This window comes from Mesorhizobium sp. ES1-6 (assembly GCF_020164775.1).
Classification (GTDB): domain Bacteria; phylum Pseudomonadota; class Alphaproteobacteria; order Rhizobiales; family Rhizobiaceae; genus Mesorhizobium.
In genome coordinates this window covers 68,485-93,218 of the sequence record NZ_JAIUGU010000004.1, presented here as the reverse complement: position 1 = coordinate 93,218, position 24,734 = coordinate 68,485, and the positions used below count along the sequence as shown (strand labels likewise).

Annotated in this window: 29 protein-coding genes; 15 read left to right on the top strand and 14 right to left on the bottom strand. The window is 64.3% G+C overall.

Features of this window, described 5'->3' with window-relative positions:
- Nucleotides 1–58: 58 nt before the first annotated feature.
- The 3 genes from LB564_RS12555 (at nt 59) to LB564_RS12545 (ending at nt 1,447) form a co-directional block, all read left to right on the top strand.
- Nucleotides 59–283 (top strand): F0F1 ATP synthase subunit C, encoded by a 225-nt coding sequence (locus LB564_RS12555; protein ID WP_013896722.1) that lies wholly within the window; start codon nt 59–61, stop codon nt 281–283.
- Nucleotides 284–345: 62 nt separating this feature from the next.
- Complete coding sequence (locus LB564_RS12550) at nt 346–945, top strand: F0F1 ATP synthase subunit B (protein WP_140705739.1); 600 nt, start codon at nt 346–348, stop codon at nt 943–945.
- Between the two features lie 10 nt (nt 946–955).
- Entirely contained in the window at nt 956–1,447 is a 492-nt protein-coding gene (locus LB564_RS12545; RefSeq protein ID WP_224538015.1) for a F0F1 ATP synthase subunit B, read from the top strand.
- A gap of 165 nt (nt 1,448–1,612) precedes the next feature.
- Here the strand turns inward: LB564_RS12545 and LB564_RS12540 are convergent, their stop codons facing one another.
- Both LB564_RS12540 and LB564_RS12535 read right to left on the bottom strand, forming a co-directional pair.
- Nucleotides 1,613–2,308: a ribonuclease HII gene (locus LB564_RS12540; protein WP_224538013.1), complete on the bottom strand. Its 696-nt coding sequence runs from the start codon at nt 2,306–2,308 to the stop codon at nt 1,613–1,615.
- A 154-nt stretch (nt 2,309–2,462) separates the two neighbouring features.
- On the bottom strand, nt 2,463–3,617 hold the full coding sequence (locus tag LB564_RS12535; RefSeq protein WP_140705924.1) for a PA0069 family radical SAM protein: 1,155 nt from the start codon (nt 3,615–3,617) through the stop codon (nt 2,463–2,465).
- 150 nt (nt 3,618–3,767) lie between these two features.
- On the opposite strand from LB564_RS12535, the gene LB564_RS12530 reads away from it, so the two are divergent.
- Nucleotides 3,768–4,280, top strand: a complete 513-nt coding sequence (locus LB564_RS12530) for a glycosyltransferase (RefSeq protein WP_224538010.1) — start codon at nt 3,768–3,770, stop codon at nt 4,278–4,280.
- A 263-nt stretch (nt 4,281–4,543) separates the two neighbouring features.
- On the opposite strand, the gene moaB is transcribed toward LB564_RS12530, so the two are convergent.
- From moaB to LB564_RS12500, 6 genes are all read right to left on the bottom strand, one after another.
- Nucleotides 4,544–5,098 carry a molybdenum cofactor biosynthesis protein B gene (gene moaB / locus LB564_RS12525; RefSeq protein ID WP_224538008.1) on the bottom strand — a complete coding sequence of 185 codons (555 nt, stop codon included), beginning with the start codon at nt 5,096–5,098 and terminating at the stop codon, nt 4,544–4,546.
- A 1-nt stretch (nt 5,099) separates the two neighbouring features.
- Entirely contained in the window at nt 5,100–5,987 is an 888-nt protein-coding gene (locus tag LB564_RS12520) for a 4-(cytidine 5'-diphospho)-2-C-methyl-D-erythritol kinase (protein WP_224538006.1), read from the bottom strand.
- A gap of 26 nt (nt 5,988–6,013) precedes the next feature.
- Entirely contained in the window at nt 6,014–6,199 is a 186-nt protein-coding gene (locus tag LB564_RS12515; protein ID WP_224538003.1) for an NfeD family protein, read from the bottom strand.
- An 83-nt stretch (nt 6,200–6,282) separates the two neighbouring features.
- Nucleotides 6,283–7,146, bottom strand: coding sequence for a S49 family peptidase (locus LB564_RS12510; RefSeq protein WP_224538696.1), 864 nt, complete (start codon nt 7,144–7,146; stop codon nt 6,283–6,285).
- Nucleotides 7,147–7,223: 77 nt separating this feature from the next.
- Entirely contained in the window at nt 7,224–8,024 is an 801-nt protein-coding gene (locus tag LB564_RS12505; protein WP_224537994.1) for a tRNA1(Val) (adenine(37)-N6)-methyltransferase, read from the bottom strand.
- Nucleotides 8,024–8,248, bottom strand: a complete 225-nt coding sequence (locus LB564_RS12500; RefSeq protein WP_027142312.1) for a DUF2007 domain-containing protein — start codon at nt 8,246–8,248, stop codon at nt 8,024–8,026. Before LB564_RS12500 ends, LB564_RS12505 begins: the two co-directional genes overlap by 1 nt.
- A gap of 188 nt (nt 8,249–8,436) precedes the next feature.
- Between LB564_RS12500 and LB564_RS12495 the strand changes: the two genes are divergently transcribed.
- From LB564_RS12495 to LB564_RS12475, 5 genes are all read left to right on the top strand, one after another.
- The gene (locus LB564_RS12495; RefSeq protein ID WP_224537991.1) at nt 8,437–9,453 is read left to right on the top strand and encodes a polyprenyl synthetase family protein; all 1,017 of its coding nucleotides are present in this window, start codon (nt 8,437–8,439) and stop codon (nt 9,451–9,453) included.
- A 106-nt stretch (nt 9,454–9,559) separates the two neighbouring features.
- A complete protein-coding gene (locus LB564_RS12490; RefSeq protein ID WP_224537988.1) occupies nt 9,560–10,228 on the top strand; it encodes a GntR family transcriptional regulator in 669 nt (222 codons plus the stop codon).
- Between the two features lie 106 nt (nt 10,229–10,334).
- Nucleotides 10,335–10,928 (top strand): biotin transporter BioY, encoded by a 594-nt coding sequence (locus LB564_RS12485; protein ID WP_224537985.1) that lies wholly within the window; start codon nt 10,335–10,337, stop codon nt 10,926–10,928.
- Nucleotides 10,925–11,374 (top strand): DUF1284 domain-containing protein, encoded by a 450-nt coding sequence (locus tag LB564_RS12480; protein WP_224537982.1) that lies wholly within the window; start codon nt 10,925–10,927, stop codon nt 11,372–11,374. The genes LB564_RS12485 and LB564_RS12480 overlap by 4 nt, the downstream gene beginning before the upstream one ends.
- A 142-nt stretch (nt 11,375–11,516) precedes the next feature.
- Nucleotides 11,517–13,292: a tetratricopeptide repeat protein gene (locus tag LB564_RS12475; RefSeq protein ID WP_224537979.1), complete on the top strand. Its 1,776-nt coding sequence runs from the start codon at nt 11,517–11,519 to the stop codon at nt 13,290–13,292.
- 98 nt (nt 13,293–13,390) lie between these two features.
- Here LB564_RS12475 and LB564_RS12470 read toward each other — a convergent pair whose 3' ends face one another.
- The gene (locus LB564_RS12470) at nt 13,391–13,852 is read right to left on the bottom strand and encodes a GNAT family N-acetyltransferase (protein ID WP_224537977.1); all 462 of its coding nucleotides are present in this window, start codon (nt 13,850–13,852) and stop codon (nt 13,391–13,393) included.
- A gap of 203 nt (nt 13,853–14,055) precedes the next feature.
- On the opposite strand from LB564_RS12470, the gene LB564_RS12465 reads away from it, so the two are divergent.
- Entirely contained in the window at nt 14,056–15,000 is a 945-nt protein-coding gene (locus LB564_RS12465) for a glycine--tRNA ligase subunit alpha (RefSeq protein ID WP_224537975.1), read from the top strand.
- A gap of 3 nt (nt 15,001–15,003) precedes the next feature.
- Here the strand turns inward: LB564_RS12465 and LB564_RS12460 are convergent, their stop codons facing one another.
- On the bottom strand, nt 15,004–15,180 hold the full coding sequence (locus LB564_RS12460; RefSeq protein WP_224537972.1) for a hypothetical protein: 177 nt from the start codon (nt 15,178–15,180) through the stop codon (nt 15,004–15,006).
- 194 nt (nt 15,181–15,374) lie between these two features.
- On the opposite strand from LB564_RS12460, the gene glyS reads away from it, so the two are divergent.
- Nucleotides 15,375–17,720 carry a glycine--tRNA ligase subunit beta gene (glyS, locus tag LB564_RS12455; protein WP_224537969.1) on the top strand — a complete coding sequence of 782 codons (2,346 nt, stop codon included), beginning with the start codon at nt 15,375–15,377 and terminating at the stop codon, nt 17,718–17,720.
- Nucleotides 17,721–17,830: 110 nt separating this feature from the next.
- Entirely contained in the window at nt 17,831–18,121 is a 291-nt protein-coding gene (locus LB564_RS12450; protein ID WP_224537967.1) for an ATPase, read from the top strand.
- 93 nt (nt 18,122–18,214) lie between these two features.
- Here the strand turns inward: LB564_RS12450 and LB564_RS12445 are convergent, their stop codons facing one another.
- Nucleotides 18,215–18,601 (bottom strand): hypothetical protein, encoded by a 387-nt coding sequence (locus LB564_RS12445; protein ID WP_140705757.1) that lies wholly within the window; start codon nt 18,599–18,601, stop codon nt 18,215–18,217.
- A gap of 172 nt (nt 18,602–18,773) precedes the next feature.
- Nucleotides 18,774–19,169 (bottom strand): hypothetical protein, encoded by a 396-nt coding sequence (locus LB564_RS12440; protein WP_224537965.1) that lies wholly within the window; start codon nt 19,167–19,169, stop codon nt 18,774–18,776.
- Between the two features lie 206 nt (nt 19,170–19,375).
- Here LB564_RS12440 and LB564_RS12435 point away from each other — a divergent pair, with 206 nt between their 5' ends.
- The 3 genes from LB564_RS12435 to LB564_RS12425 all read left to right on the top strand — a co-directional run bounded on the left by LB564_RS12435 (nt 19,376) and on the right by LB564_RS12425 (nt 22,547).
- The gene (locus tag LB564_RS12435; RefSeq protein WP_224537963.1) at nt 19,376–20,350 is read left to right on the top strand and encodes an L-threonylcarbamoyladenylate synthase; all 975 of its coding nucleotides are present in this window, start codon (nt 19,376–19,378) and stop codon (nt 20,348–20,350) included.
- A 9-nt stretch (nt 20,351–20,359) separates the two neighbouring features.
- Entirely contained in the window at nt 20,360–21,790 is a 1,431-nt protein-coding gene (locus LB564_RS12430) for an FAD-binding oxidoreductase (RefSeq protein WP_224537960.1), read from the top strand.
- Between the two features lie 190 nt (nt 21,791–21,980).
- A complete protein-coding gene (locus LB564_RS12425; RefSeq protein ID WP_224538694.1) occupies nt 21,981–22,547 on the top strand; it encodes a DUF6101 family protein in 567 nt (188 codons plus the stop codon).
- 176 nt (nt 22,548–22,723) lie between these two features.
- Here LB564_RS12425 and ubiA read toward each other — a convergent pair whose 3' ends face one another.
- The gene (gene ubiA / locus LB564_RS12420; RefSeq protein WP_224538692.1) at nt 22,724–23,707 is read right to left on the bottom strand and encodes a 4-hydroxybenzoate octaprenyltransferase; all 984 of its coding nucleotides are present in this window, start codon (nt 23,705–23,707) and stop codon (nt 22,724–22,726) included.
- Nucleotides 23,708–23,775: 68 nt separating this feature from the next.
- Nucleotides 23,776–24,687, bottom strand: a complete 912-nt coding sequence (locus LB564_RS12415) for a LysR family transcriptional regulator (RefSeq protein WP_224537958.1) — start codon at nt 24,685–24,687, stop codon at nt 23,776–23,778.
- Nucleotides 24,688–24,734 lie beyond the last annotated feature (47 nt).

The window sequence follows — 24,734 nt, the reverse complement described above, 5'->3', positions numbered from 1 at the left end:
GGCCAATTGGCGCCGGATGGAATAACAACGGAATTTCAGATCCAAAGGAGTTGAACAAATGGACGCAGAAGCAGCAAAGTACATCGGCGCCGGCATTGCTTGCCTGGGCATGGGTGGCGCGGGCATTGGCCTGGGCAACATCTTCGGCAGCTACCTCTCGGGCGCGCTGCGCAACCCGTCGGCTGCTGACGGCCAGTTCGGCCGCCTGATCTTCGGCTTCGCCGTGACCGAAGCTCTGGGCATCTTCTCGCTTCTCATCGCGCTTCTGGCCCTGTTCGGCTGAGCATTGAGAAGATTGGACAGGCCGGCCGCGCGAGCGGCGGGCCTGATATCTGGGGATAGTCCATGTTCGTGACATCTGCCTTCGCGCAAGAGTCCGCGCCGTCAGCCGACACCAGCCACGCTGCGACCGGAGGCGACACGCATTCCGGCACCGGCGTGCCTGCGGAAGCGCACGGCACGTTTCCGCCATTCAATCCGGAGACGTTCCCGTCGCAGCTTCTGTGGCTGGCGATCACGTTCGGGCTGTTCTACCTCTTCCTGAAGCGGGTCGTGATGCCGCGCGTGGGCGGCATCATCGATGTCCGCAACGATCGCATCAGCCAGGATCTCGACCAGGCAGCCAAGTTGAAGGGCGAGGCGGACGCCGCCGTTGCCGCTTACGAGCAGGAACTGGCGGAAGCCAAGAAAAACGCCAATGCGATCGGCCAGCAGGCCAACGACGCGGCCAAGGCGGAAGCCGAGACCGTGCGCAAGAAGATCGAGGCCTCGCTCGACGAGAAGCTTGGCGAGGCCGAGGCACGCATTGCTTCCATCAAGGCCAACGCCATGAAGGAAGTCGGCAGCATCGCCGAGGACACCGCTTCGGCGATCGTCGAGGCACTGGTCGGCGGCAAGGCCAGCAAGGCCGAGATCGCGGCCGCGGTCAAATCCGTGGCCGGGTGAGGAGCGCATCATGGACGCTACATCTCTCGCAACGCTCTGGGCCACGGTTGCCCTGATCATCTTCCTGGCCATCGCCGTCTACATCAAGGTGCCCGGCATGATCGCCAAGGCGCTCGACGCCCGCGCCGCCAGGATCAGCAATGAGCTCGACGAGGCCCGGAAGCTGCGCGACGAAGCCCAGCAACTGCTTGGCCAGTACAAGAAGAAGCGCAAGGAAGCCGAGCAGGAGGCCGCCGACATTGTCGCGGCAGCCAAGCGCGAGGCTGAAATGCTGGCCGCCGAGGCGCACAAGAAGACCGAGGACTATGTCGCCAGGCGCACCGCGCTTGCCGAACAGAAGATCGGCCAGGCCGAGCGCGAAGCGATCGGCGAAGTGCGCGCCAGCGCCGTCGATATCGCTGTCGAGGCCGCCCGCGCGCTGCTCGCCGCCAAGGTCGACGCCAAGGCCGGAGCCGACCTGTTCAAGTCCGCGCTGCAGGATGTGAAGGCCAAGCTCAACTGAGCTGAGAGTATCAAGCAAATCAAAAGCCGCCCGGGAAACCTGGCGGCTTTTTTGTTTTGTGACGTATGAATTCGTCATCCTAGGGCGAAGTAAGGAGCGAAGCGACGCGCGCAGACCTTAGGATCCAGGCCGGGACTTACGAGCGTCGCAACGGTGGCCGTCGCCTCACTCCAGCTCGGCAAAACTCTCTTCTTCCGCTACCTCGACGCCACCCAGCCTGAACGGCGCGAACGAGACGCGGTGCAGCCGTGCCACCGGGCCATGCGCCTCGATCGCCGTGCGGTGCCGGGCCGTGGCGTAGCCCATATGGACTTCGAAACCGTAGCGGTCGTGGTGGCTGCCGCAGCCGCACATCATGCGGTCGCGCATCACCTTGGCGACGATCGAGGCGGCGGCGATCGACTGCGAGCGCTGGTCGCCCTTGATCAGCGCCCGGCCGTCGCACGGCAATCCCGGCGGCACGTCGCGACCGTCGGCAAGCGCGAGCTTCGGTCGAACCGACAGTCCGACCAAAGCCCGGCGCATGGCTTCCAGGCTGGCCTTCAGGATGTTGCTGCCGTCGATGCCCTCAGCGCTGATCGAGGCCATGGAAACAGCCTGCGCGGAGCCAAGAATGCGCAGGAACAGCGCTTCGCGCTGCAAATGGCTAAGCCGCTTGGAATCGTCGAGCCCTTCGGGAATGTTGGCCGGATCGAGCACCACTGCCGCCGCCACCACCGGCCCGGCCAACGGGCCTCGGCCGGCTTCGTCCATCCCCGCGACCGGCCACAGGCCATCGGCCATCGCCTTCGTCTCGAAGGAGAAATCGGGTTTCTCGACGATTTCGAAGAGAAGCGGAGAATCGGAACGCGTGCGAGCCATGTTGCGGCGAGGTTCGCATCGGCTCCGATTCTCCGCAAGTCCCTCCGGGTCGGGTGGGGCGCCGGACCGGGAGGGCACCGTCTGCAGGCCGGGGCAGGCCGGACGGGATTTTTTCGCCACGGCGGCAATCAAACGGCCGCGGCGGTATGATCGTTCAAAGCAGCATCAACTGCTCCTGATCCTTGCCGGCCGCGACGAACTGATCGGTCCGCAGCGTGCGCCGTTCGGCATTGAGGCCGAGCCGCTTGGCGGTGATCTCGAAGCGCCGGCCGATCTGCCAGGCATAGGGTCCGGCGCCCTTCATGCGCTTGCCCCACTCCGAATCGTAGTCCTTGCCGTCGCGCATCGAACGGATCAGCGACATGACGTGGCGATAGCGATCGGGATAGTGGCGCAGCAGCCAGTCCTTGAAGATCGGGCTGACCTCCAGCGGCAGGCGCAGCACGACATAGCCAGCCTCGCGCGCTCCGGCATGGTATGCCGAGTCGAGGATGCGTTCCATCTCCTGGTCGGTCAGGCCCGGAATGATCGGCGCCACCATCACCGAAGCCGGGATGCCGGCATCCGAAAGCTGCCTGATCGCCTCCAGCCGCTTGGTCGGCGTCGATGCGCGAGGCTCCATCGTCCTCGCCAGCATGCGGTCGAGCGTCGTCACCGACAGCGCCACCTTGGCCAACCCGCGCTCGGCCATGCGCGACAGAATGTCGATGTCGCGCACCACCAAGGCCGATTTGGTGACGATGCCGACCGGATGGCCGCGTGCCTCGAGCACTTCGAGGATCTCGCGCATGATCCGGTACTGCTTCTCGATCGGCTGGTAGGGATCGGTGTTGGTGCCGATGGCGATGGTACGCGGCTGGTAACCGTCCTTCGACAATTCCTTGTCGAGCAGGCGGGCCGCGTCCGGCTTGGCGAACAGCTTGGATTCGAAATCCAGGCCCGGCGACAGGCCCATGAACGAATGCGTCGGCCGCGCGAAGCAATAGACGCAACCGTGCTCGCAGCCGCGATAGGGGTTGATCGACCGGTCGAAGGAGATGTCGGGCGATTCGTTGCGGGTGATGATGGTGCGCGGCTTCTCGACTTGCACCTCGGTCTTGAACGGGGGCAGTTCCTCCAGCGAACTCCAGCCATCGTCGAAGACATGCCGGCTGACAGGTTCGAACCGGCCGGACGGATTGATGCCCGCCGACCGGCCGCGGTTGCGGTCCGGACGGACCCGCATCCCGCTCTGCTCGATCATCGCATTGGCCATCTCGGCTCGTCCTGCTCCGAAGGCTGCAATGTCGGCGCGCATGATCGGTTCCATCTTCGCCCGCTCCCAGGGACTGTCCGTGTTCTGTCGAATCGCTCTGCTCATGAAATTATTCCTATTTTACCGATGAGAACAAAGCAAGAACTTTCTATGGTGCGCCGCAAAAACTGGCGCCGGCCAACCCTTTCCGCTATTCGGCTAATCATGCTCAGTGTTCTCATCGAAACGCACAATGACGAGGAGGGCCTCGCCCGCACGCTGGCGACGCTGATCGGCGGCGCGGTCGAGGGCGTGGTGCGCGAGGTCGTGATCTGCGACACCGGCTCCACCGACCACACGCATCGTGTGGCCGAGCATGCCGGCTGCCACTATGTGGGGAGCGGCGGCATCGCCGCCGGCATTCGCCAGGCCAAGGGTGACTGGCTGCTGTTTCTCGAACCGGGTGCGAGGCTGGTGGAGGGTTGGATCGACGCGGTTGTCGCCCATACGGCCAGGCAGACAATGGCCGCGCGGTTCTCGCGAGCGCGGGGCAGCCGTCCGCCGTTCCTGGCCCGGGTCTTTTCGGCAAACCGTGCGCTCGCCGACGGACTGGTGATCAGCAAGCGGCAGGCGGCATCCCTGTCCAAGAATGCCGCCACCGCCGAGGCCTTGGCGCGCGGGCTGGCGACCAGGCGGCTCGACGCCGAGATCTGGGCGGCGCCGCCGAGGCAAAGGTGATTTTTTGCGACCGCTCTTTGGCAGGCGCGGACTTCGATTTGCGATGGATCCAGTTCGGTCGAAAATCGCAGGCGTATATTGCCGCAATGGCACCCGCGGTGTGCATGGTCCCAGTTTGCACGGCCATATCTGCCTTCTCGTGAACGGTAGGGATTGCCCACGAAAATACTGTCTCCGGCATCCGGTTTGGAATGGCCGTTCGAAAGCGCCGGCGCTGTTCTGCCTGGCGAACACGGCGTGAAGCCGGCACTTTGCCTCGGCTTTTACGACGTCGATTTCCCGCGCCGCAGATGCTCGTCCAGGCGCGGCATGATCTCGACGAAGTTGCAGGGCATGTGCCGGTAGTCGAGTTGTGTCTTCAAGATGCCGTCCCAGGCGTCCTTGCAGGCGCCGGGCGAGCCCGGCAGCACGAAGACGAAGGTGGCGTTGACGACGCCGCCGGTCGCGCGGCTCTGGATCGTCGAGGTGCCGATCTTGTCGTAGGAGATGCGGTGGAACACTTCCGAGAAGCCATCCATGCGCTTTTCGAAGATCGGCTCCAGCGCCTCGGGCGTCACATCGCGGCCGGTGAAACCGGTGCCGCCGGTGGTGATCACGACGTCGACGGCCTTGTCCCGCGACCACGCCAGCACCGTGTCGCGGATCTTTTCGCGGTCGTCGGTGACGATGTCGCGGGCAGCCAGGATGTGACCCGCCTCGGTGATGCGATCGGCCAGCGTCTGCCCGGATTTGTCGTCGGCGAGGCTGCGTGTATCGGAAACCGTCAGCACCGCGATGCGCACCGGAACGAAGGCACGGTTCTCGTCAACCCTGGCCATCTCACTCGGCCTCCGAGGCCATGCTGCGCGTTGCGGCGACGAACCAGTCGGGCTGGCGGGCGCGGATTTCGGCGGCCGCACGCTTGGCTACATTGCCGGTCTCGAACAGTCCGAAGCATGTCGCGCCCGATCCCGACATCCGCGAAAATCCCGATCCAGCCTTATCGAGCCAGGAAAGCGCCCTGCCTATGGCGGGCTGCATCGTAACAGCCGCCGGTTCGAGGTCGTTTCGGGTCACCTCCAGCCAGTTGCGCAGGCTATGAAAATCGATGCGGCGCGGCAGCGGCGGCAGAGGCTCATTGTCGCGACTGGAAATGGCCGCGAAGATTTCCGCTGTCGACACCGGCGTTCCCGGATTGACCAGCACCAGTCCCAGCGCCGAAAAATCCGGCACCATCGAGAGCTCCTCGCCAATGCCGCGCGCCACCAGCGGCTTTGCCGCCAGGCACATCGGCACGTCGGCGCCGAGCGACAGACCGATCCGCGCCAGCCCGGCACCATCGATGTCCAGCCCCCAGCTCTCCGCCAGCCCGCGCAGCACGGCCGCCGCGTCGCTCGACCCTCCGCCCACGCCGGACGCGACCGGAAGGTTCTTTTCGAGCCTGATGCTCACCGGCGGCGTGCTGCGAATGCCGGCGGCCTGCCGCAACGCGTCGCGGGCCTTCAGCACGAGATTGCCGCCATCGAGCGGAACGTCAGGCGCGTAGCGGCCGGACACGCTGAACTCGTCGCTGTCGGTCGGCGCGATCTCGATCCTGTCGCCAAAGCGCGTGAACACCGCCAGGCTTTCGATGAGGTGGTAGCCATCGGGGCGCCTGCCGGTGACGTGCAGGGCAAGGTTTATCTTGGCGGGTGCTGCCCACGTCCGGACAACCGGTCCGGAGTCCACGGTCTCGATTGCGAGTGAAATGAGCGTCAGTCCTTGGCCAGCCGGTATTCGCCGGTCTTCGGATCCTTGACCAGCGTTCCGATCGTGCCGTTCGCCGCCTGTTTTTCGGTCCGCCGCACCTTGGCCGTCACGCGCTCGGCCTCGCGCAGGAAGGTGCGGTAGCCGAAATACGCGGCGACGCCGACGACGGCGAAGAAAATGAGCTGCGGCATGTCAAAACTCCTACCACGCAGGGCCGGTAAGGGCGGCCGGTCGGGTCTTTCGGGCAACCATGCTAGACGCTTTCATGGCTTTTTCAAAGGCCGAAGCGCGTCCACAATGCGCGCTCTTCCGCCGCATCGATGATTCCGCTGGCCGCGGCCGCGGCGATGTCGGGCGCTGAAAAGCCCTTGTTCGAGCCGAACAGGCCGAAGCGGCTGAACAAACCGCGCGGCGCCGAGACCAGCCTGAGCTGGGTCTTCGGCCCGAAGCGGGTCTTCAACACCGTGCGCATGTCGCCGAGCGCATCGACAAGGCCAAGTTCCAACCCTCGCTTGCCGGTCCAGAACAGGCCGGTGAACAGGTCCGGGTCGTCCGCCAGCTTCGTGCCGCGCCGCTCTTTAACCAGGTCGATGAAGGTCTCGTGCACTTCGAGCTGCAGCGCCTTCAGCCGCTCAACGTCTTCCTTTTTCTCGGGCTTGAACGGGTCGAGCACCGCCTTGTTCTGGCCGGCGGTATGGACACGGCGCTCGACGCCAATCTTCTTCATCAATTCGGGGAAGCCGAACGAGGCCGATACGACGCCGATCGAACCGACGATGGAGGAGGGGTCGGCGAAGATCTCGTCGCCGGCGACCGCGATCATGTAGCCGCCGGAAGCCGCGACGTCCTCGACGAAGACAAGCACCTTCTTGTTTTTCTCGACGGCGAGATCGCGGATGCGCTTGAAGATCAGCCGCGACTGCACAGGGGAGCCGCCGGGGGAATTGATCGAGATCGCGACCGCCGGCGCGTCGAAGGAGAACGCCTTTTCGATCAGTCCGGCGGTCGAGGCAATCGACAGGCTCGGCCGGAACTGGCCGCCGCCGGCCATGATGGTGCCGTGCAGCCGGATGACCGGAATGGTGACGACGGTGGAGCGCCAGGATTTCGGCAGCAGGCGGTTGAAAAGACGTTTCACGGTGGCGTGGTCTCCGGCAATGGTTGCAGGCATGTAGGGATTTCCCAGCCAACGGCAATGCGCGGGCCGCGAACGGCTCAGTCTCCGAACAGCGAGGCGAGCCCGTTGGTGATCATTTCGCTGCGCTCGTCGGGGCCGTTGCCCGATCGTGCGTGAAGCATCAGGGGCGGACGAATGGCGAGCTTTCCCCGTGCGCCAAGGGCTGCCCGCACGACAATGCGGATTGCCGCCGCGTCCGGGCGCGGGTGCACGGCGAGCATCTCGGCTTCGCCGAAGCGGCCCGAAATCGCGTCGAGAATGGCGCCGAGCTGTTCGGGCCGCGCGATGACGGCAAGTCCGCCGCGCGGTTTGACAACCGCCGCCGCGCTGCGGATCCAGTTCTCGAACAGGCCGTCCTCCATGACATGGGCTTCTTTTCGCAGGCGCTCCGGGGTCGTGCGGTCGCGCGCGGCGTTGAAGGGCGGGTTCATGATGACGAAGTCGAAATCATTGGCGGCAAGGCCGGCGGCGGCCCGCGCCCGGCCCGACATGGTGACATCGGCGACAAGCACGGCCGCGCGGTCGCTGAGATGGGCATTGCCGGGATGGGCAAGCGTGGCCGACGCGAAGGCGGCCATTTCGGGGGCGCGTTCGACCAGCACGGCCTGGGCACCCGGACAGCGCGACAGCACCGCCAGGCCGGCGGCACCGGCGCCGGCCCCGAAATCGGCGAGCCGCCCGCTAAACGAGGATGGCACCGATGCGGCCAGCATCATGGCGTCCATGCCGGCGCGATGGCCGCCATGCTTGGGCTGCACGAGCCAGAACCGGCCGCGATGGAAGGCATCGACCGTATGGGCCGGCGTATCCGTGGCGAGGGTGGCCGGCGCGGCGGACATTACTTCTGGCGGATCTCGTTGGCGATGCCGGCATCGGTCAGGATGCGGCGCGCGGCGTCTGCCTGATCGGCATCGACCATGACGCGCCGCGGCAGGATGCCCAGCGAGCCGTCGAGCACGCTCATATTCTGGTCGGCGACGAAGCAGCCGATGCCGGCATCGCGCATCAGCGATTCGACAAAGGAGATGATGACGGCGTCATTGGTGCGGATAAGCTCTATCATGGCGGGAAACTCGCAGGTTGCGGCGTGCATGTAAACGTGCGGCGCATTCCGGCATTTCCCGAGGTTGACACGCTGTCACCGCCGCCGCGCCAATTCGCCACTTGCCGTGCCCGTGTCAGCCGCCCTAGAGTCCATGCCGGGACTAAGGGTGCCGTCGCACGCGTTATACCAAGACGGGAGTGATTGTCGTGGGTGTCGTTCTCAACATCGAAAACGGGAGGCGGGAACCCGCCTCCATCAAGGATCTGATCGATCTGACCGCGGCCGATATGGGGCGCGTCAACGAATTGATCCTGTCCAAGGCCGGCTCCGACGTCGAGATGATTCCCGAGGTTGCCAACCACCTGATCTCGTCCGGCGGCAAGCGGCTGAGACCGATGCTGACGCTCGCCGCGGCGCAGATGTTCGGCTATGCCGGCGAGGGCCACGTCAAGCTCGCCACTTCGGTCGAGTTCATGCATACGGCCACGCTTCTGCATGACGATGTCGTCGACGAAAGCGGCATGCGGCGCGGCAAGAAGACCGCCCGCATGATCTGGGGCAACCAGGCGAGCGTCCTGGTCGGCGACTTCCTGCTCGGCCAGGCCTTCCGCATGATGGTCGATGTCGGCTCGCTCGAAGCGCTCGATATCCTGTCGAGCGCGGCCTCGATCATCGCCGAGGGCGAGGTCATGCAGCTCGCCGCCGCCAAGAACCTCGAAACCACCGAGGACGAGCATTTCGCCGTCATCAAGGCCAAGACCGCCGCGCTGTTTTCGGCCGCCGCCGAGGTTGGCCCGGTGATCGCCCAGGCGACCCGCAACGATCGCGCCGCGCTGCGCTCCTACGGCATGAATCTCGGCCTAGCCTTCCAGCTCATCGACGATGCGCTGGACTATGGCGGCACCAGCAAGGATCTCGGCAAGAATGTCGGCGACGATTTCCGCGAGGGCAAGGTGACCTTGCCGGTCATCCTCGCCTACCGGCGCGGCAGCAAGGCCGAACGCACCTTCTGGAAGCGCGCCATCGAGGACAATGTCACCGACGATGCTGGGCTGGAAAAGGCGATCGGCCTGATGACCCGCCACGGCGCCATTGCCGATACGATCGGGCGCGCCCGCCATTTCGGCGAGATCGCCCGCGACGCGCTGGCGCCGCTGGAAGAGACGCCGCAGAAATCGGCGCTGATCGACGTCATCGACTTCTGCATCAGCCGCGTGAACTGAGCGCGGTCATACAGGTTTGGTTTCTCCGGCCAGCGCTAGGGAGAATGGCGACGATTCCTGCCTTGCCGTCTCGACAAGCGGCCTTGCCGCAAATTATCTATAAATCATGGCAAAGGGCATGGACGACACCATCGCGGTGCGCATCGGCAAGGCGCTGGCGGACCGCATCATCTCCGGCGCGATCGAGCCCGGGGCGCGGCTGCGGCAGGACCATATCGCCGAGGAATTCAACACCAGCCATGTCCCCGTGCGCGAGGCGTTCCGCCGCCTCGAGGCGCAAGGGCTCGCCGTCAGCGAACCGCGTCGCGGCGTGCGCGTGGCGGCCTTCGATCTGGGCGAGGTCAAGGAGGTCGCCGAAATGCGGGCGGCCCTCGAAGTGCTGGCGCTGCGCCACGCCGCGCCGCACCTGACTTCGGCCATTCTCGACCAGGCCGAGGAGGCGACGAAGGCCGGCGACAAATCCCGCGACGTCAGGTCGTGGGAAGAAGCCAATCGCGCCTTTCACCGGCTGATCCTGACGCCTTGCGGCATGCCGCGTCTTCTCGCCACCATCGATGACCTGCACGCGGCAAGCGCCCGCTTTCTGTTCGCGGCATGGCGTTCGGAGTGGGAGACGCGCACCGATCAGGACCATCGGGCGATCCTCACCGCCTTGCGGCAGGGAAACACCGAATCGGCCGCGGCAACATTGGGACGGCATGTTCAATGGATTGGCCGAAAGCCGGTCAGGACAGCCTCCGGCGCCACGCGCGAAGCCTTCGCGATCGTGGGTTGAGCGGCCTTTTCCCGCGCACGGGCTTGCCATCAATCCAAAAATGTGGATTCGATAATAGATCGAAGGCAGAAATTATCTATAATTTGGATCGAACGAAGGGAAGCCTATGACCAACCTCGCATTTTCGTCCGCCAGACCGTCCTTCAGCCCGCTGCGCCTCCAGCAGCGATCGATTGGCTGGCAGGCCGGCGCCGTCGTGCTCGGCACGCTGTTCCTGGCGCTGTCATCCTACATCGAGGTGCCGATGGTGCCGGTTCCGGTGACCATGCAGACCTTCGCCGTGACGCTGATCGGTGCGCTCTATGGCTGGCGGCTTGGCGCGGTGACGATCGCCGCCTGGCTGGTCGAAGGCGCTTGCGGCTTTCCGGTTCTGGCCGGCGGGGCGGCGGGCGCATCGTATTTCGTCGGCCCGACCGGCGGCTATCTCTTCGCTTTCCCGATTGTCGGCGCGCTTGTCGGCTGGCTGGCCGAACGCGGCTGGAATGGCAACCGGGTCGTGCTCGCCTTCATCGCCATGCTGCTTGGCAATCTCGCTTGCCTTGTGCTCGGAACGGCATGGCTCGCCGTCATGATTGGCGCCGAACAGGCCATCACCTTCGGCTTCGTGCCGTTCATCGTCGGTGGATTGCTCAAGTCGGCGCTGGGCGCGGCGACACTGACGGCGCTGCCGCGCGGCAAGATGAACTTGCCGAAGCCGTGACGGTCAGGCTGCGCGCCCATCATCTCCTTTGCCTGCTCACCTATGTGGGGAAGGGATACAGCCCCGCTTTTACCGCCAATTATGACGCGATCGCGGAGCGCCTGAGCCGGGGCGAGGACATTCTCCTCGTGTCCGGACCGGACGACGTCTGCGCTCCGTTGCTTGGCGAGCCGGATCCGCACTGCCTGCGCGACAGCGCGGCCGGGCGGGACCGGCAGGCCAGGGATGACGTGGAAGCGCTGCTGGGTCGGCCGATCCGGGACGGCGCCCGCCTCGATCTCGACGCCGCGATCCTCATGCGGTTGCGGCAAGCGTTTTCAACCGGCCATGTGCGCGAGGCGTGCGCGGGCTGCGAATGGAGCCGGCTGTGCGGCGCGGTGGCAAGCGGCGGCTATCGCGATGCGCGACTGCAACGGCCTGTTGACGGGCAAAGCCGTCCCATTTAGCCATGGTTTGTTAATCGGGTGACCCGATTGTGAATTTCGGGCGGATTGAAGCGCGACCCCAAAAAGGCCATGCTTTGCCCGGAATGATCGAGTCTGGGTCGATCCGCTGACGCGGAGATGGCGCCTGGCTGAAAGGGATACGATGCAGCAAGGACGTGCGCGCTGGCTGACAAGGCTGGCAATTGTGACGGGCATGGCGATTTCGGCTTTGCCGGCCTATGCCAAGCAATCCACCGAACCGGTCAAGATTTCGTCGTTCTCGGGCGCCTATCTGGCTGCCAGGATCGCCGAGGGCGACAACGACCTCGACAGCGCCATCGCCTATTACAAGCAAGCCCTGGCCTTCAACCCCGGTGACACGGCGCTGCAGCAGAGCCTGATGCTGTCGCTGATTGCTCAAGGCCGCTTCGATGAATCGCTGGTCTACGCCGACAAGCTCAAGGAGGTGCCGGACGTCGAGCGCTTCTCGCGCCTGGCGCTGGCTGTGGATTCCTTCCACAAGAAGGATTTCACCAAGGCGCAGTACTGGCTCAAGCTGTCGCTGGAATCCGATCTCGACCGCTTGATCTCCGGTGTCATGTCCGGCTGGGCCGAACAAGGTGCCGGCCAGGCCAGCGAAGCGATGGCTTCTATCGACAAGCTGCAGGGGCCGGACTGGTTCGGCCTGTTCAAGGCCTTCCACCGCGCGCTGATCGCCGATGCCTCCAACATGCCCGACAAGGCCGAGGCGATCTACGCCGCGACGATGCAGGATACCGCCGCCGGCGGCGCGGCCCCTGAAACCTGGATGCGCAACGCGCAGGCCTATGCCTCGTTCCTGGCCCGCAAGGGCGACAAGGCCAAGGCGATGTCGGTGCTCGACCAGGCCGAGGCGTTCTCGCCTGGCAAGCTGGAAATCGTCGCCTTGCGCGACAGGATCGGCAAGGGCGACAAGATCGCGCCCTTCGTGTCCGGTCCGTCCGACGGTGCTTCCGAGATTTTGCTCGATCTCGCCACCGCGCTCAACCGTGGTGGCGGCGAGCCATTCGTACGCCTCTATTTGCAATATGCCTTGGCCCTGAAGCCGGACAGCGACGCGGCGCTCGTGCAGCTCGCTGCCGTTGCCGAACAGCTGAAGGACGGCGAGGGCGCCATCGCGCTCTATCGGCGCATCCCCGACTCTTCGCCGCTGAAGGAGATTTCGGACCTGCAGCTCGGCCTCAACCTGGCCGATCTCGACCGCCATGACGAGGCGATCACGCATCTGAAAGCCTTCGTCGACGCCCATCCCAATGACATGCGCGCCTATCTGGCGCTCGGCGGCGTCTACTCCTCGAAGGATGATTTCCGCTCCGCCGCCAATCTCTACGACAAGGCCGTCGAGGTGCTGAAGACGCCGACCGCCGCCAACTGGAACATCTTCTACCAGCGCGGCATCGCCTATGAGCGGCTGAAGGAATGGCCGAAGGCCGAGCCGAATTTCCGCAAGGCGCTGGAGTTGCAGCCGGATCAGCCGCAGGTGCTGAACTATCTCGGCTATTCCTGGGTCGACATGAACACCAACCTCAAGGAAGGCCTTGAGATGATCCAGAAGGCCGTCGACCTCAGGCCGAGCGATGGCTACATCGTCGATTCCCTGGGCTGGGCCTATTTCCGCCTCGGCCGCTTCGATGACGCCGTGCGCGAGATGGAACGCGCCGTGTCGCTGAAGCCGGAAGATCCGGTTCTGAACGACCATCTCGGCGACGCCTATTGGCGCGTCGGCCGCAAGCTGGAAGCCACCTTCCAGTGGAACCAGGCCCGCGACCTGAAGCCCGACCCCGATGTGCTCGCCACCTTGCAGCAGAAGCTGATGAAGGGCCTGCCGCCGATCGAGTCCAACACCGCGCAGGAAACCCCGAAGGTCAAGCCAGAGCCGGTTCCCGCCCCGAAGGGGTGAAATCGCTTTTGAAATGCGAACGGGGCTCTTCGGAGCCCCGTTTTGGTTGGAAAGGCGCATGGCGTCATCAGAAGACGCGGCGACGCGCTGGAGCGTCCTCAGAACATCTTTCGATAGACGACGAAGCCCGAGCGTTCACCGACCTTGTCATAGAGCTTCATCGCGGTTTGGTTGGTTTCGTGCGTCAGCCAGTACACCCGGCCGGAGCCGGCCGCCCGGGCGCGCTCATAGACGCCTTCGATCAGCGCCCGGCCGATGCCCTTGCCGCGCGAGGCCTCGTTGGTGAAAAGGTCCTGCAGATAGCAGTTCGGCGCGATCGCCGTCGTGCTGCGGTGGAACAGGTAGTGGACGAGGCCAAGCAACTGGCTCCCGCTTTCGGCGACCAGCGCATGCACCGGCTCGTAGGCGTCGAAGAAGCGCGACCATGTCATCGCGGTGATTTCACTTGCCAGCGCCGTCTCGCCCGAGCGGCCATAGAACGCGTTGTAGCCATCCCACAGCGGCAGCCACTGCTCGAAATCCTGGCGCATGATGGGGCGGATGGTGATCGGGTTGGACATGGCTCGACCTGCTGTGCCTGACGTGGATGCTTGTTCGAATTGGATCGCGGACCCTCGCGGCGGGCAATGGGCCAGTCCCTGGCAAAGTTTTCAACATCGCCCAGTATGCTCAAGGTGGCGCGCATCGGACGCGCCTTGCTTGACGCTTCGCCGCACTGTCTCTAGGACGTGGCCGCAAGCTAGCCTGTGTCGCCGAGGCCATCGTGACGATTGAAATCCCAGCCCATATGCATCCCAGCCGCTCGTTCCAGGGGCTGATCCTGACCTTGCACAATTATTGGGCCGCCTATGGCTGCGTCATCCTGCAGCCCTATGACATGGAGGTCGGCGCCGGCACGTTTCATCCGGCAACGACGCTGCGCGCGCTCGGACCAAAGCGCTGGAACGCCGCCTACGTCCAGCCTTCGCGCCGTCCCAAGGACGGCCGCTACGGCGAGAACCCCAACCGGCTGCAGCATTACTACCAGTACCAGGTGATCCTGAAGCCCAATCCGCCGAACCTGCAGGAACTCTATCTCGGCTCGCTGGCGGCGATCGGCGTCGACCCCCTGCTGCACGACATACGCTTCGTCGAGGACGACTGGGAAAGCCCGACCCTGGGCGCCTGGGGCCTTGGCTGGGAATGCTGGTGCGACGGCATGGAGGTCTCGCAGTTCACCTATTTCCAGCAGGTCTGCGGCATCGAATGCGCGCCGGTGGCGGGCGAACTCACTTACGGCCTCGAGCGCCTGGCCATGTATGTGCAGGGCGTCGACAACGTCTACGACCTCAACTTCAACGGCCGCGAAGGCGCCGACAAGGTCACCTATGGCGACGTGTTCCTGCAGGCCGAGCAGGAATATTCGCGCCACAATTTCGAATATGCCAACACCGCCATGTTGCTGCGCCACTTCGAGGATGCCGAAGCCGAGTGCAAGGCGCTGCTCGAGGCCGGCGCGCCGGCATCCAACGACAATCTGCCTATGCACAAGATGGTCTTTCCGGCCTACGACCAGTGCATCAAGGCGAGCCATGTCTTCAACCTGCTCGACGCGCGTGGCGTGATCTCGGTCACCGAGCGGCAGAGCTACATCCTGCGCGTACGCAATCTGGCGAAAACCTGCGGCGAGGCGTTCCTTAAGACGCAGGCGGGTGGATTGGCGGCCTGAGCCTCAAGCGCCGTTGATCATTTCGAGGCAAGCGCTGATCGGCGACAGGATCTGGCCGCTCGGACCAGACATCGTCCGCAGCGCCTGCCGCACGCCCGGCATCGAGAAGGCGCCGTGGGCCTGCGCGGTGAAGCAGGCGCTGAGCGCGAGGATCTGAAGAAGTCTGGATGCGGTTTTCATCGTCGTTCAGCCAATAGTTCCCTGCCTGAGCGTGGGTCGCTTCAGCGCTGCGTTGGGTTCATGGAAATCTTTGATCCGAGGACGGGCGGGTTGGGCGCGTCCCGACAAGCCGACTGAAATTTATGGAAAGGGTGACAGCGGCCAGCCGAGTTGCTATGCCCCGCGCGGACCATTTTGCCGCGTGAGCCCCAACCATGCCTGACCTGCTTCTAGAACTTCGCTCCGAAGAGATTCCCGCACGCATGCAGCGCAAGGCGGCGGGCGATTTGAAGAAAATGCTGACCGACGGTCTGGTCGAGGCGGGACTGACTTATGAGGCGGCGCGTGACTATTGGACGCCACGGCGCCTGACGCTCGATATCCGCGGGCTTACCGCACGCTCGAAGGATATTCACGAGGATATCAAGGGGCCGTCGACATCGGCGCCTGATCAGGCCGTCCAGGGCTTCCTGCGCAAGGCCGGCCTGTCTTCGATCGCCGAAGCGCATGTCCATTCCGACCCGAAGAAGGGCGACTTCTACGTCGCGCATATTTCGAAGCCGGGCAGGGCGGCGGAGGAGATCATCGCTGGACTGGTGCCCGCTATCATCCGCGATTTCCCCTGGCCGAAATCGATGCGCTGGGGGCCGGCCTCGGCCAAGCCGGGCTCGCTACGCTGGGTGCGGCCGCTGCAATCGATCCTGTGCACCTTCGGCCCCGAGACCGAGGAGCCGGTCGTTGTCGATTTCGAGATCGACGGCATCCGTTCGGGCAACGTCACCTACGGCCACAGGTTTCTCGCACCCGGCGAAATCACCGTGCGCCGCTTCGATGATTATGTGAGCAAGCTCGAGGCAGCCAAGGTCGTGCTCGACGCCGACCGGCGCAAGGAGATCATCCTCGCCGACGCCCGCAACCTCGCCTTCGCCAACGGGCTCGACCTGGTCGAGGATGAGGGCTTGCTTGAGGAAGTGTCGGGGCTGGTCGAATGGCCTGTCGTGCTGATGGGCGAGTTCGAAGAGGCATTCCTGGCCATTCCCGCCGAGGTGATCCGGCTGACCATCCGCGCCAACCAGAAATGCTTCGTGACGCGGCCGCAAGGGGAAGGCGAGGCGCTCTCCAACCGCTTTTTGCTGACCGCCAATATCGAGGCCAGGGACGGCGGCAAGGAGATCGCTCACGGCAACGGCAAGGTGGTGCGCGCCCGCCTCTCGGATGCGCTTTATTTCTGGACGACCGACCAGGGCGATCTGCCCGATCTCGCTCAACTCGACGCATCGGCGAAGAAATTCGGGCTCGACCTGAAGAAGCCGCTCGACCAGCGCATGGCCCGGCTCGACCATCTCAATGTGACTTTCCATGCCAAGCTCGGCACACAGGGCGAGCGGGTGGAGCGGATCGCGCGGCTGGCGGAAGAGCTGGCGCCGATCGTCGGCGCGGATCCAGCGCTGGCGCGCCGTGCCGCTGTCCTGGCCAAGGCCGATCTCACCACTGAAGTGGTCGGCGAGTTTCCCGAATTGCAAGGCGCGATGGGCCGCAAATACGCGCTGCTTCAAGGCGAGCATTCTTCTGTCGCGGCGGCGGCGGAAGAGCACTACAAGCCGCAGGGCCCGTCCGATTATGTGCCGAGCGATCCGGTGTCGGTCGCCGTGGCGCTCGCCGACAAGCTGGATACGCTGGTCGGCTTCTGGACCATCGATGACAAGCCAACGGGTTCGAAGGATCCGTATGCGCTGCGCAGAGCGGCTCTGGGCGTGGTGAGACTCTTGATCGAAAATGGGATCAAGCTTGCAATGTTGAGTTTGCTAAAAGCCGCCCATGCGACTCACTACGACCGGTTGCACAGCCGTAAGTTAGTGGTCACGGAGCTAGATCCAACAGACTATGAGTTGCCAGAGAACCATCCGGACAGCCTTTGGGGACAGGATGATTTTTCGGATGAAGTTGGGGAGATTAACGCAACGGACGGCTGTAATTATGCCCGATTCGAAAACGGTCAAATCGCGGAAGTGTTTGCGTTTCGGGGCTCATTAGAAGTTCTTCCCGACCTCCTGTCGTTCTTCCACGACAGGCTGAAGGTCTATCTGCGCGACCAGGGCGCTGGCCACGATCTGATAGATGCGGTGATCACGCCGCAGTCCGACGACCTCCTGCAGATCGTGCGCCGCGTCGAAGCGCTTGGCTCCTTCCTCGATACCGAGGACGGCAGGAACCTGCTTGCCGGTACCAAGCGCGCGGCCAACATCCTGGCCGCCGAGGAGAAGAAGAAAACGGCGGTCGCCCAGAGCGTTGAGCCGGCGTTGTTCCGGCAAGATGCCGAGAAATCGCTTTTCGCGGCGGTGAATCAAGCCGAGAAGCAAGCCGGCGAAGCGATTCAAAACCAAGACTTTTCCGCTGCCATGCTGGCGCTTAGCGTGTTGCGTGAACCTGTTGATTCATTTTTTGAGCATGTTCTCGTGAATGATGAGGATCTGTCCGTGCGCGCCAACCGCCTTGCGCTGCTCACGCGCATTCGCACGGCTACCGGTCAGGTCGCGGATTTCTCGAAAATCGCTGGTTGAGAGGCGAGGAAAAATATCGCCCAGCCGACCGTTCGAGCCGGCTTACAGTCATATGACGATGATCTCCCCGTGGCAAAAGGGACATGTTCCCCAACCCAACGGAGGCTTCCATGAATTCCGATCACGAAATCGAAGTGACTGAAGAAAACCCGGCCGCCGCCGAGACGCTTGAATCCGCTTCCGAAACCGCCCTCGATCATGCCGCCGCCACGACCGAAGCCGCCGACCTGTCGGACGATGACGAGGATGGCGATGAGGAGGAAGGCGACGACGAAGACGGCGAAGAGTCCGAAGAAGAAGACGCCGATGACGCCGTGAAGGCCGAAGGCGATGACGCCGAGGAAGAATCCGAAGACGGCGAGTCCGACGAAGAAGACGACGACAAGGAAGAAGCTGCCTGATTTTTCAGGCGACGGTTTTTCTCAAATGAAGGGGCGGCGCTTTCGTGCCGCCCTTTTCGTTGGTCTTGTGTCAGTTTTCCGAACGCCGACTTTTCAATTTTCCAGAATGCTGACGCGCACGCTGTTTTCGTAGACGTCGACCTGGATCAGCGGCTCGCCATTGACGATGGCGCGCTTGGTCGAGGAACTCATCGCGCCGGGGCGTTCCAGCATGCGCTGCAGATCGGCGCGCTGGTCGTTGGTCCTGAACCAGGCATCACCCTCGTCGTCGCTGTCGCGGCGATGGAATTTGTGCCAGTTGGCGCGGTCCTGCCGCACCATCTGCGCGGCGCCGTCCAGCGCATAGCCGTCGCTCGCCTGGTGATCGCGATCCGAAATGCGCGCCACATATGACCCCAGCATGTCGTCCGCATGGGCCGCGCCGCCAAGCAATGACGCCAGCAGCAGCCCTGCCACGGTAACGGTCTTCGAGTTTTTCATGAGCACCCCCTTGCCTTGAACAATACAAATTCCATCTGCCGGGGCCGCCTGGTGAAATTCAGGCGGCAGCGTCGGCCGGCGAGATATGCCAGGATTCGCCGGACAATGGTTCGCAGGGCGCCAGACCGCCGTCAAGCCATCGAGCCCTCTGGTCGGCCAGTCCAGTAGCTCGCTATTTGACCTTGCCGGCTCCCGAAGCAGGCTGTTGGGCCGCCGGTCGCGGCGCGGCCGCCGCCGGTGCTTTCCCTTGCGCTGCCGGCGCGGGGGCTGCCGAGGCGGTCGCCGTGGCGGGGGCGGTCGTGGCGGTGGGCGCCTTGGCCTGCGCCGGCGTCGAGAAGGCGCCGCCGACGATGCCGCCACGAATGATCATCGGGTTCTGCGGGGAAGCGTGGTCTGCCTCGGCCTTGTCCGGGATTGCGGCCACCTTTTCGTAGGTGACATCGGGCTCGCCGAGCGCAACGACAGACACCACGTCGCTCGTGTCGTTTGCTTTCAGCGTAACAATGGAGGGCGTCGAGACCGGCGCGCCGGGAAAGACCAGCGACGAGGCCTGAGCCCCGCCAGCCATTGACGCCAGAGTGATAGCAAGCGTTCCCCAGATACGCACAGACACTGACATAGCTCCCCAATTGCCCAGAAGCCGCACGATAGTGCTCGGCGATTGATGCCGGCTTTCATGGAAACATAGCATTTTAGGAATTGGTGATTTGCCAATGCCCGCTTGCTCCGGCGGCGGCGTCGTACTACGCAGCCGGCATCCGCGAGGTGACCAGAGTGGCTGAAATACTTGCCGTCGGCAAAGCGATGGAACCGGCGCTGGCGCTGCTTGAGGGCGGCGATGTCGTCGCCATCCCGACTGAAACCGTCTATGGACTGGCCGGCGACGCCACCAACGGCATTGGCGTGGCGCGCATCTTCGAGGCCAAGGGACGGCCGCGGTTCAATCCGCTGATCGCCCATGTCGCCGACATGGCGATGGCCGAGCGCATTGCGCTGTTCGATCCGCTGTCGGAGAAACTCGCGCTTGCCTTCTGGCCGGGTCCGCTGACGCTGGTCCTGCCGCAGCGCCCCGGCAACGGCATTCATCCGCTGGTCACAGCCGGGCTCGACACGATCGCCTTGCGCATGCCTAAGGGGTTTGGCGGCGACCTGATCGCCAGGCTTGGCCGACCGCTTGCCGCGCCCAGCGCCAATTCATCCGGCAAGATCAGCGCCACGACGGCGCAAGCCGTTGCGGCGGACCTCGGCGCCCGCATCAAGCTGGTGGTCGATGGCGGCGCCACGCCGGTCGGGCTGGAATCGACCATCGTCAAGGCGGAAGGCGAAAGATTGCGCCTGCTTCGGCCAGGCGGCGTTGCCGCGGAAGAGATCGAAGCGGTCATCGGCATGGAACTGCTGCGCGGCGGTGCCGCCGGCATCGAGGCGCCGGGCATGCTCGCCTCGCACTACGCGCCGGGTGCCGCTGTTCGGCTCAATGCCCAGTCGGTCGGCGAGGGTGAAGCGCTGCTCGCCTTCGGGAGCCAAAGAGCTGAAGGCTGGCGCGGCGCAACCGCTTTCCTCAACCTGTCGGTGTCGGGTGACCTGCGTGAAGCGGCGAGCAATCTGTTCGCCTACATGCAGGATCTTGACCGTAGCGGCGCGCGCACCATCGCGGTTGAGACCATTCCCTTTGACGGACTCGGTGAGGCGATCAACGATCGGCTCTCGCGTGCCGCCGCTCCTCGTGACAACGCACAGCCCACAACGTAGTTTTCCCGCATGACCGAAACTGTGAAGACACTCGATCCCGCTCTCATCGATCGATTCATGGCGATCGTCGGCGAGAAATATGCTCTGCGCGATCAGCAGGACATCGCGCCCTATCTCATCGAGCGACGCGGACTCTGGCATGGCGTGACGTCCTTGGTGCTGCGACCGGGCAGCGTCGAGGAGGTCAGCCGGATCATGCGGCTGGCGACAGAGACCGGAACACCGGTCGTGCCGCAAAGCGGCAACACCGGGCTGGTCGGCGCGCAGGTGCCGGACAAATCCGGCCATGAAATCGTCCTGTCGCTGTCGCGGCTGAACCGCATCCGCGAGATCGATGTCCTGTCCAACACGGTCACGGTCGAGGCCGGCGTCATCCTGCAGACGCTGCAGGAAGCGGCCGATGCCGCCGACCGGTTGTTCCCGCTATCGCTCGCCGCGCAAGGGTCCTGCCAGATCGGCGGCAATCTTTCGTCCAATGCCGGTGGCACCGGTGTGCTTGCCTATGGCAATGCACGTGAACTCTGTCTTGGCGTCGAAGTGGTGCTGCCGACGGGCGAGGTGTTCGACGATTTGCGCAAGCTGAAGAAGGACAACACCGGCTACGACCTGAAGAACCTGTTTGTCGGCGCCGAAGGCACGCTGGGCATCATCACCGCCGCCGTGCTCAAACTGTTTCCCAAGCCCAAGGGACGCGAGGTCGCCTTCGTCGGCCTGTCGTCCCCCGACGCCGCCCTTTCCCTGTTCAGCCTGGCCATGGACCGCGCCGGGGCGGCACTCACCGCCTTCGAGCTGATCGGCAAGCGGCCATATGATTTCACCTTGGCGCACGCCCCGGGGGTGACCCGACCGTTGATGGAGGATTGGCCCTGGTATGTGCTGATGCAGATTTCCTCCGGCCGCTCGTCGGAGGATTCGCGGGCGCTGATCGAGGACGTGCTCTCGGCGGGCCTCGAACAGGAATTCGTCGGCGATGCCGTCATCGCCGCCAGCCTGGGGCAGGGCGATGCCTTCTGGAACTTCCGCGAGCTGCTGCCCGAGGCGCAGAAGCCGGAAGGCGCTTCGATCAAGCACGACATTTCAGTGCCGATCGCATCGATACCGCGCTTCATCGAAGAGGCCGCCGGCGCGGTGGCCTCGGTCAGTGCCGGCGCCCGCGTGGTCTGCTTCGGCCATATGGGCGACGGCAATCTCCACTATAACATCTCGCGGCCCGTCGACGGCGGCGACGAGGCGTTTCTGGCGCTCTATCATGCCATGAACAAGGCCGTGCATGACGTGGTGCGCAGCCTGCACGGTTCGATCTCGGCCGAGCACGGCATCGGCCAGTTGAAGCGCGACGAACTGATCGCCACCGCGCCGCCGATGGCCATCGATCTGATGCGCCGGGTGAAGGCCGCCTTCGATCCGGCCGGCATCATGAATCCCGGTAAGGTTATCTGATCCTTTCAACATCTTGTGGTCGGTGGCATTCCGATAACCATCCCTGAGATCAGCAAAATTTAACCGACTTTCTTAAGCGCGGCGGTAAGGAGCCGGCGCTACTGTTTCCCCATAACGAGGCCGGGAAAACTGGCCCGGAGAGAACCGGACACCGGCTCTCAGGAGACAGACAGGAAGGCGCTCTATGAACGTGAACACTGGACTTAAGCCAGTCTGGGCGGGACGCAACATGCGCCTCGACCCATTCCGCCTGCCGCAGGTGGTGAGCTACGCGACGCGGGACGATTATGGCGACGTGACCTTCACCATCGACCAGCGTGGCGCCGTGATCCGCCGCATGCTCGAGATGAGTGGCCTGCCGGCGATCATCGTCCTGCCCGCCAATGCATTTCGCGGCGTCGCCGCCCGTGCGATGGAGGATCCGGAAGGCAATGTCACGGTGACCCTGGAACTCCTGCACAACGATCCGATGCTGTCGGTGCCGCTGCTGGTGGCCGACGATCTCGAGGACGTTGCCGCCGACTGGCGCGCCTGGGCCGATGCCTACCGTCTGCCGATGCTGCTGATCGAATCCGACGGCGTAGCCCGTACCCTGGAGGAATCGCTCGGTGCCGCCATCAAGACGCTGCCGGCGCAGGACCGCCGCAAGGGCCGCGTTTCCAACACGCGCCGCCCGCGCTTCCTTGCCCGCCGCAGAACCGGGGAGCTGGGTTTGAGGCTCGTCATTGACGGCCAGGAAATCATTTCACGGGAGTAGCCTTCTTCTCCCCGTCACTATATGGGGAGAAGTGCCCGGCAGGGCGATGAGGGGCAGCGCTGGCCTGAGTGTTTGACCCACCTGTCGCCGTTGAACCTCTCGCCTCGCCTTCAAGGTCGGCGCTGCCCCTCATCCGGCTGCCGCCACCTTCTGCCCCTAAACGGGGAGAAGAAAGACTACACCAGCGGCTTCAGCGCCACCCACAATGCACCGCCGATCAGGCCGAGGAAGATCAGCCAGCCGACCTGGTTGTTCGACCGGAACAGCCGCAGGCACTGGTCCGGATCGTCGATATCCAGCACCGCGATCTGCCGGGCCAGATGGGCACCGGCGGCGATCAGTCCCGCCAGCGCCACCACCGGGGCCTGCGCCGAGGCGAAGGCGATGGCAAAGCAGATCAGCATGCCGCCATAGAGCCCTGCCAGCCACGCCTTGGTGTTGTCGCCGAACAGCCGTGCCGTCGAGCGCACGCCGACGATGGCATCGTCTTCCTTGTCCTGGTGCGCGTAGATCGTGTCATAGCCGATCACCCACAGGATCGAACCGATATAAAGCATGATGGCGGGCCCATCCAGATCGCCGAACTCGACCGCCCATCCCATCAGCGCGCCCCAGGAAAAGGCGAGCCCCAGAAACAGCTGCGGCCAGTTGGTGATCCGCTTCATGAATGGATAGACGGCGACGATCACCAGCGAGCAGGCGCCGAGCAGAATGGCGAAGCTGTTGAACTGCAGGAGAACCGCCAGGCCGACCAAGGCCTGCAGCAGGAGAAACAGCCAGGCTCGCCGGCGCGTGGCCTGGCCGGACGGCAGCGGGCGCGAGCGGGTGCGCTCGACCTGGCTGTCGATGTCCTCGTCGACAATGTCGTTATAGGTGCAGCCGGCGCCGCGCATGGCGACGGCACCGACCAGGAACAGCACGAGGTACAGGGGCGCCGGTAGCAGCGAGAGCAGCGGGTCGCCGGGGCGGGGATAGGCGCTCGCGGCAAGTGCCGCCGACCACCAGCACGGCCACAGAAGCAGCTGCCAGCCTATCGGCCGGTCCCATCGCGCAAGCTGCGCGTAGGGCCAGATCGCGCGCGGCAGCACGCGATAGACCCAATGGCCGTTCGGCGCATCGGCGACACGGCCCTGGGCCGTTTTCGACTGGATTTGTTCCATCGGCATGGAGTGGCAGCAGCGGTTGAAACCGTCAAGCGGCAAGCAGGCGCGCGGCACTCCTCAGTCCGTCATGAGGTGAAGATGTCGCGCTTGGAAAACCAGTCCTTCGCCACCTCGATGAAAGCCAGCGCCGCCTTCGATACGCGCTGCTGTGTATCGTGGGTGAGGATGATGCGCTGCATGGGCAGCGGATCCGACAGTGGCGTGCAGACGAGGGGCAGACCGTCATAGCTGCGGTCGCCATGCGGGCGGGTATAGCTGACCGCAACGCCGAAGCCGTTCGCGACCATGCTGCGCTGGAGTTCGAACGAGCTCGTGCGCCTGTGGGCAACGGGCGATAGGCCGCGCCCGCGGAACAGGTCGAGCATATGCTGCCAGCTATGCGGCTGGTCGGTGGTGATCAGCGGATAGGCGGCCAGATCGGCCAGGCTGACCTCGGGGCGGTCCGCCAGCGCATGGCCCGCCGACAACAGCGCGTGCGGCCGCAATTCGTGCAGCAGGATGCGGGCGAAGTGCGACGGCAGGCCAAGATCGTAGCTGAGCCCGAGATCGACGGCGGAGTCCGACAGGCGTCGCCCGAGCGTCTCGAATGTCTCGTCCCGAACGACGACATCGACCTCTGGATGGCGTTCGGAAAAGGCGCGGATGAGGCCCGGCGCGAAATAGGGCGCCAGATCCTCGAAACATCCAAGCACCAGTTCGCCGCCGACCGTCGAACTGACCTTGCCCAGACCCAGGAGTTCGTCCGTCTCGGCAAGGACCTGCTTCGCCTTCGCCACCACGACCCGGCCGAAGGAGGTCAGCGACACGCCGCTTCCCCGCTGGCGCACGAAAAGCTTCTGGCCGAAATCCTTTTCGATCGCGTCGATGGCCACCGAAATCGAGGGCTGCGAAATGTTGAGCGCCCGGGCCGCGCCGGTAACGCTGCCATGGCGGGCAACGGCGATGAGATAGCGTAGCTGGGTGAGGCTGAGGCTCATAGCTGAAGCCTATCTGTCAGATGAGAAGTTATTATTTTACTGAATGA

Excerpts from the sequence above, each read along its gene's own strand:
- LB564_RS12555 (WP_013896722.1), top strand. The coding sequence starts at position 59 with ATGGACGCAGAAGCAGCAAAGTACATCGGCGCCGGCATTGCTTGCCTG.
- LB564_RS12550 (WP_140705739.1), top strand. The coding sequence starts at position 346 with ATGTTCGTGACATCTGCCTTCGCGCAAGAGTCCGCGCCGTCAGCCGAC.
- LB564_RS12545 (WP_224538015.1), top strand. The coding sequence starts at position 956 with ATGGACGCTACATCTCTCGCAACGCTCTGGGCCACGGTTGCCCTGATC.
- LB564_RS12540 (WP_224538013.1), bottom strand. The coding sequence starts at position 2,308 with ATGGCTCGCACGCGTTCCGATTCTCCGCTTCTCTTCGAAATCGTCGAG.
- LB564_RS12535 (WP_140705924.1), bottom strand. The coding sequence starts at position 3,617 with ATGGAACCGATCATGCGCGCCGACATTGCAGCCTTCGGAGCAGGACGA.
- LB564_RS12530 (WP_224538010.1), top strand. The coding sequence starts at position 3,768 with ATGCTCAGTGTTCTCATCGAAACGCACAATGACGAGGAGGGCCTCGCC.
- moaB (WP_224538008.1), bottom strand. The coding sequence starts at position 5,098 with ATGGCCAGGGTTGACGAGAACCGTGCCTTCGTTCCGGTGCGCATCGCG.
- LB564_RS12515 (WP_224538003.1), bottom strand. The coding sequence starts at position 6,199 with ATGCCGCAGCTCATTTTCTTCGCCGTCGTCGGCGTCGCCGCGTATTTC.
- LB564_RS12505 (WP_224537994.1), bottom strand. The coding sequence starts at position 8,024 with ATGTCCGCCGCGCCGGCCACCCTCGCCACGGATACGCCGGCCCATACG.
- LB564_RS12500 (WP_027142312.1), bottom strand. The coding sequence starts at position 8,248 with ATGATAGAGCTTATCCGCACCAATGACGCCGTCATCATCTCCTTTGTC.
- LB564_RS12490 (WP_224537988.1), top strand. The coding sequence starts at position 9,560 with ATGGCAAAGGGCATGGACGACACCATCGCGGTGCGCATCGGCAAGGCG.
- LB564_RS12485 (WP_224537985.1), top strand. The coding sequence starts at position 10,335 with ATGACCAACCTCGCATTTTCGTCCGCCAGACCGTCCTTCAGCCCGCTG.
- LB564_RS12475 (WP_224537979.1), top strand. The coding sequence starts at position 11,517 with ATGCAGCAAGGACGTGCGCGCTGGCTGACAAGGCTGGCAATTGTGACG.
- LB564_RS12470 (WP_224537977.1), bottom strand. The coding sequence starts at position 13,852 with ATGTCCAACCCGATCACCATCCGCCCCATCATGCGCCAGGATTTCGAG.
- LB564_RS12460 (WP_224537972.1), bottom strand. The coding sequence starts at position 15,180 with ATGAAAACCGCATCCAGACTTCTTCAGATCCTCGCGCTCAGCGCCTGC.
- glyS (WP_224537969.1), top strand. The coding sequence starts at position 15,375 with ATGCCTGACCTGCTTCTAGAACTTCGCTCCGAAGAGATTCCCGCACGC.
- LB564_RS12450 (WP_224537967.1), top strand. The coding sequence starts at position 17,831 with ATGAATTCCGATCACGAAATCGAAGTGACTGAAGAAAACCCGGCCGCC.
- LB564_RS12445 (WP_140705757.1), bottom strand. The coding sequence starts at position 18,601 with ATGAAAAACTCGAAGACCGTTACCGTGGCAGGGCTGCTGCTGGCGTCA.
- LB564_RS12440 (WP_224537965.1), bottom strand. The coding sequence starts at position 19,169 with ATGGCTGGCGGGGCTCAGGCCTCGTCGCTGGTCTTTCCCGGCGCGCCG.
- LB564_RS12430 (WP_224537960.1), top strand. The coding sequence starts at position 20,360 with ATGACCGAAACTGTGAAGACACTCGATCCCGCTCTCATCGATCGATTC.
- ubiA (WP_224538692.1), bottom strand. The coding sequence starts at position 23,707 with ATGGAACAAATCCAGTCGAAAACGGCCCAGGGCCGTGTCGCCGATGCG.
- LB564_RS12415 (WP_224537958.1), bottom strand. The coding sequence starts at position 24,687 with ATGAGCCTCAGCCTCACCCAGCTACGCTATCTCATCGCCGTTGCCCGC.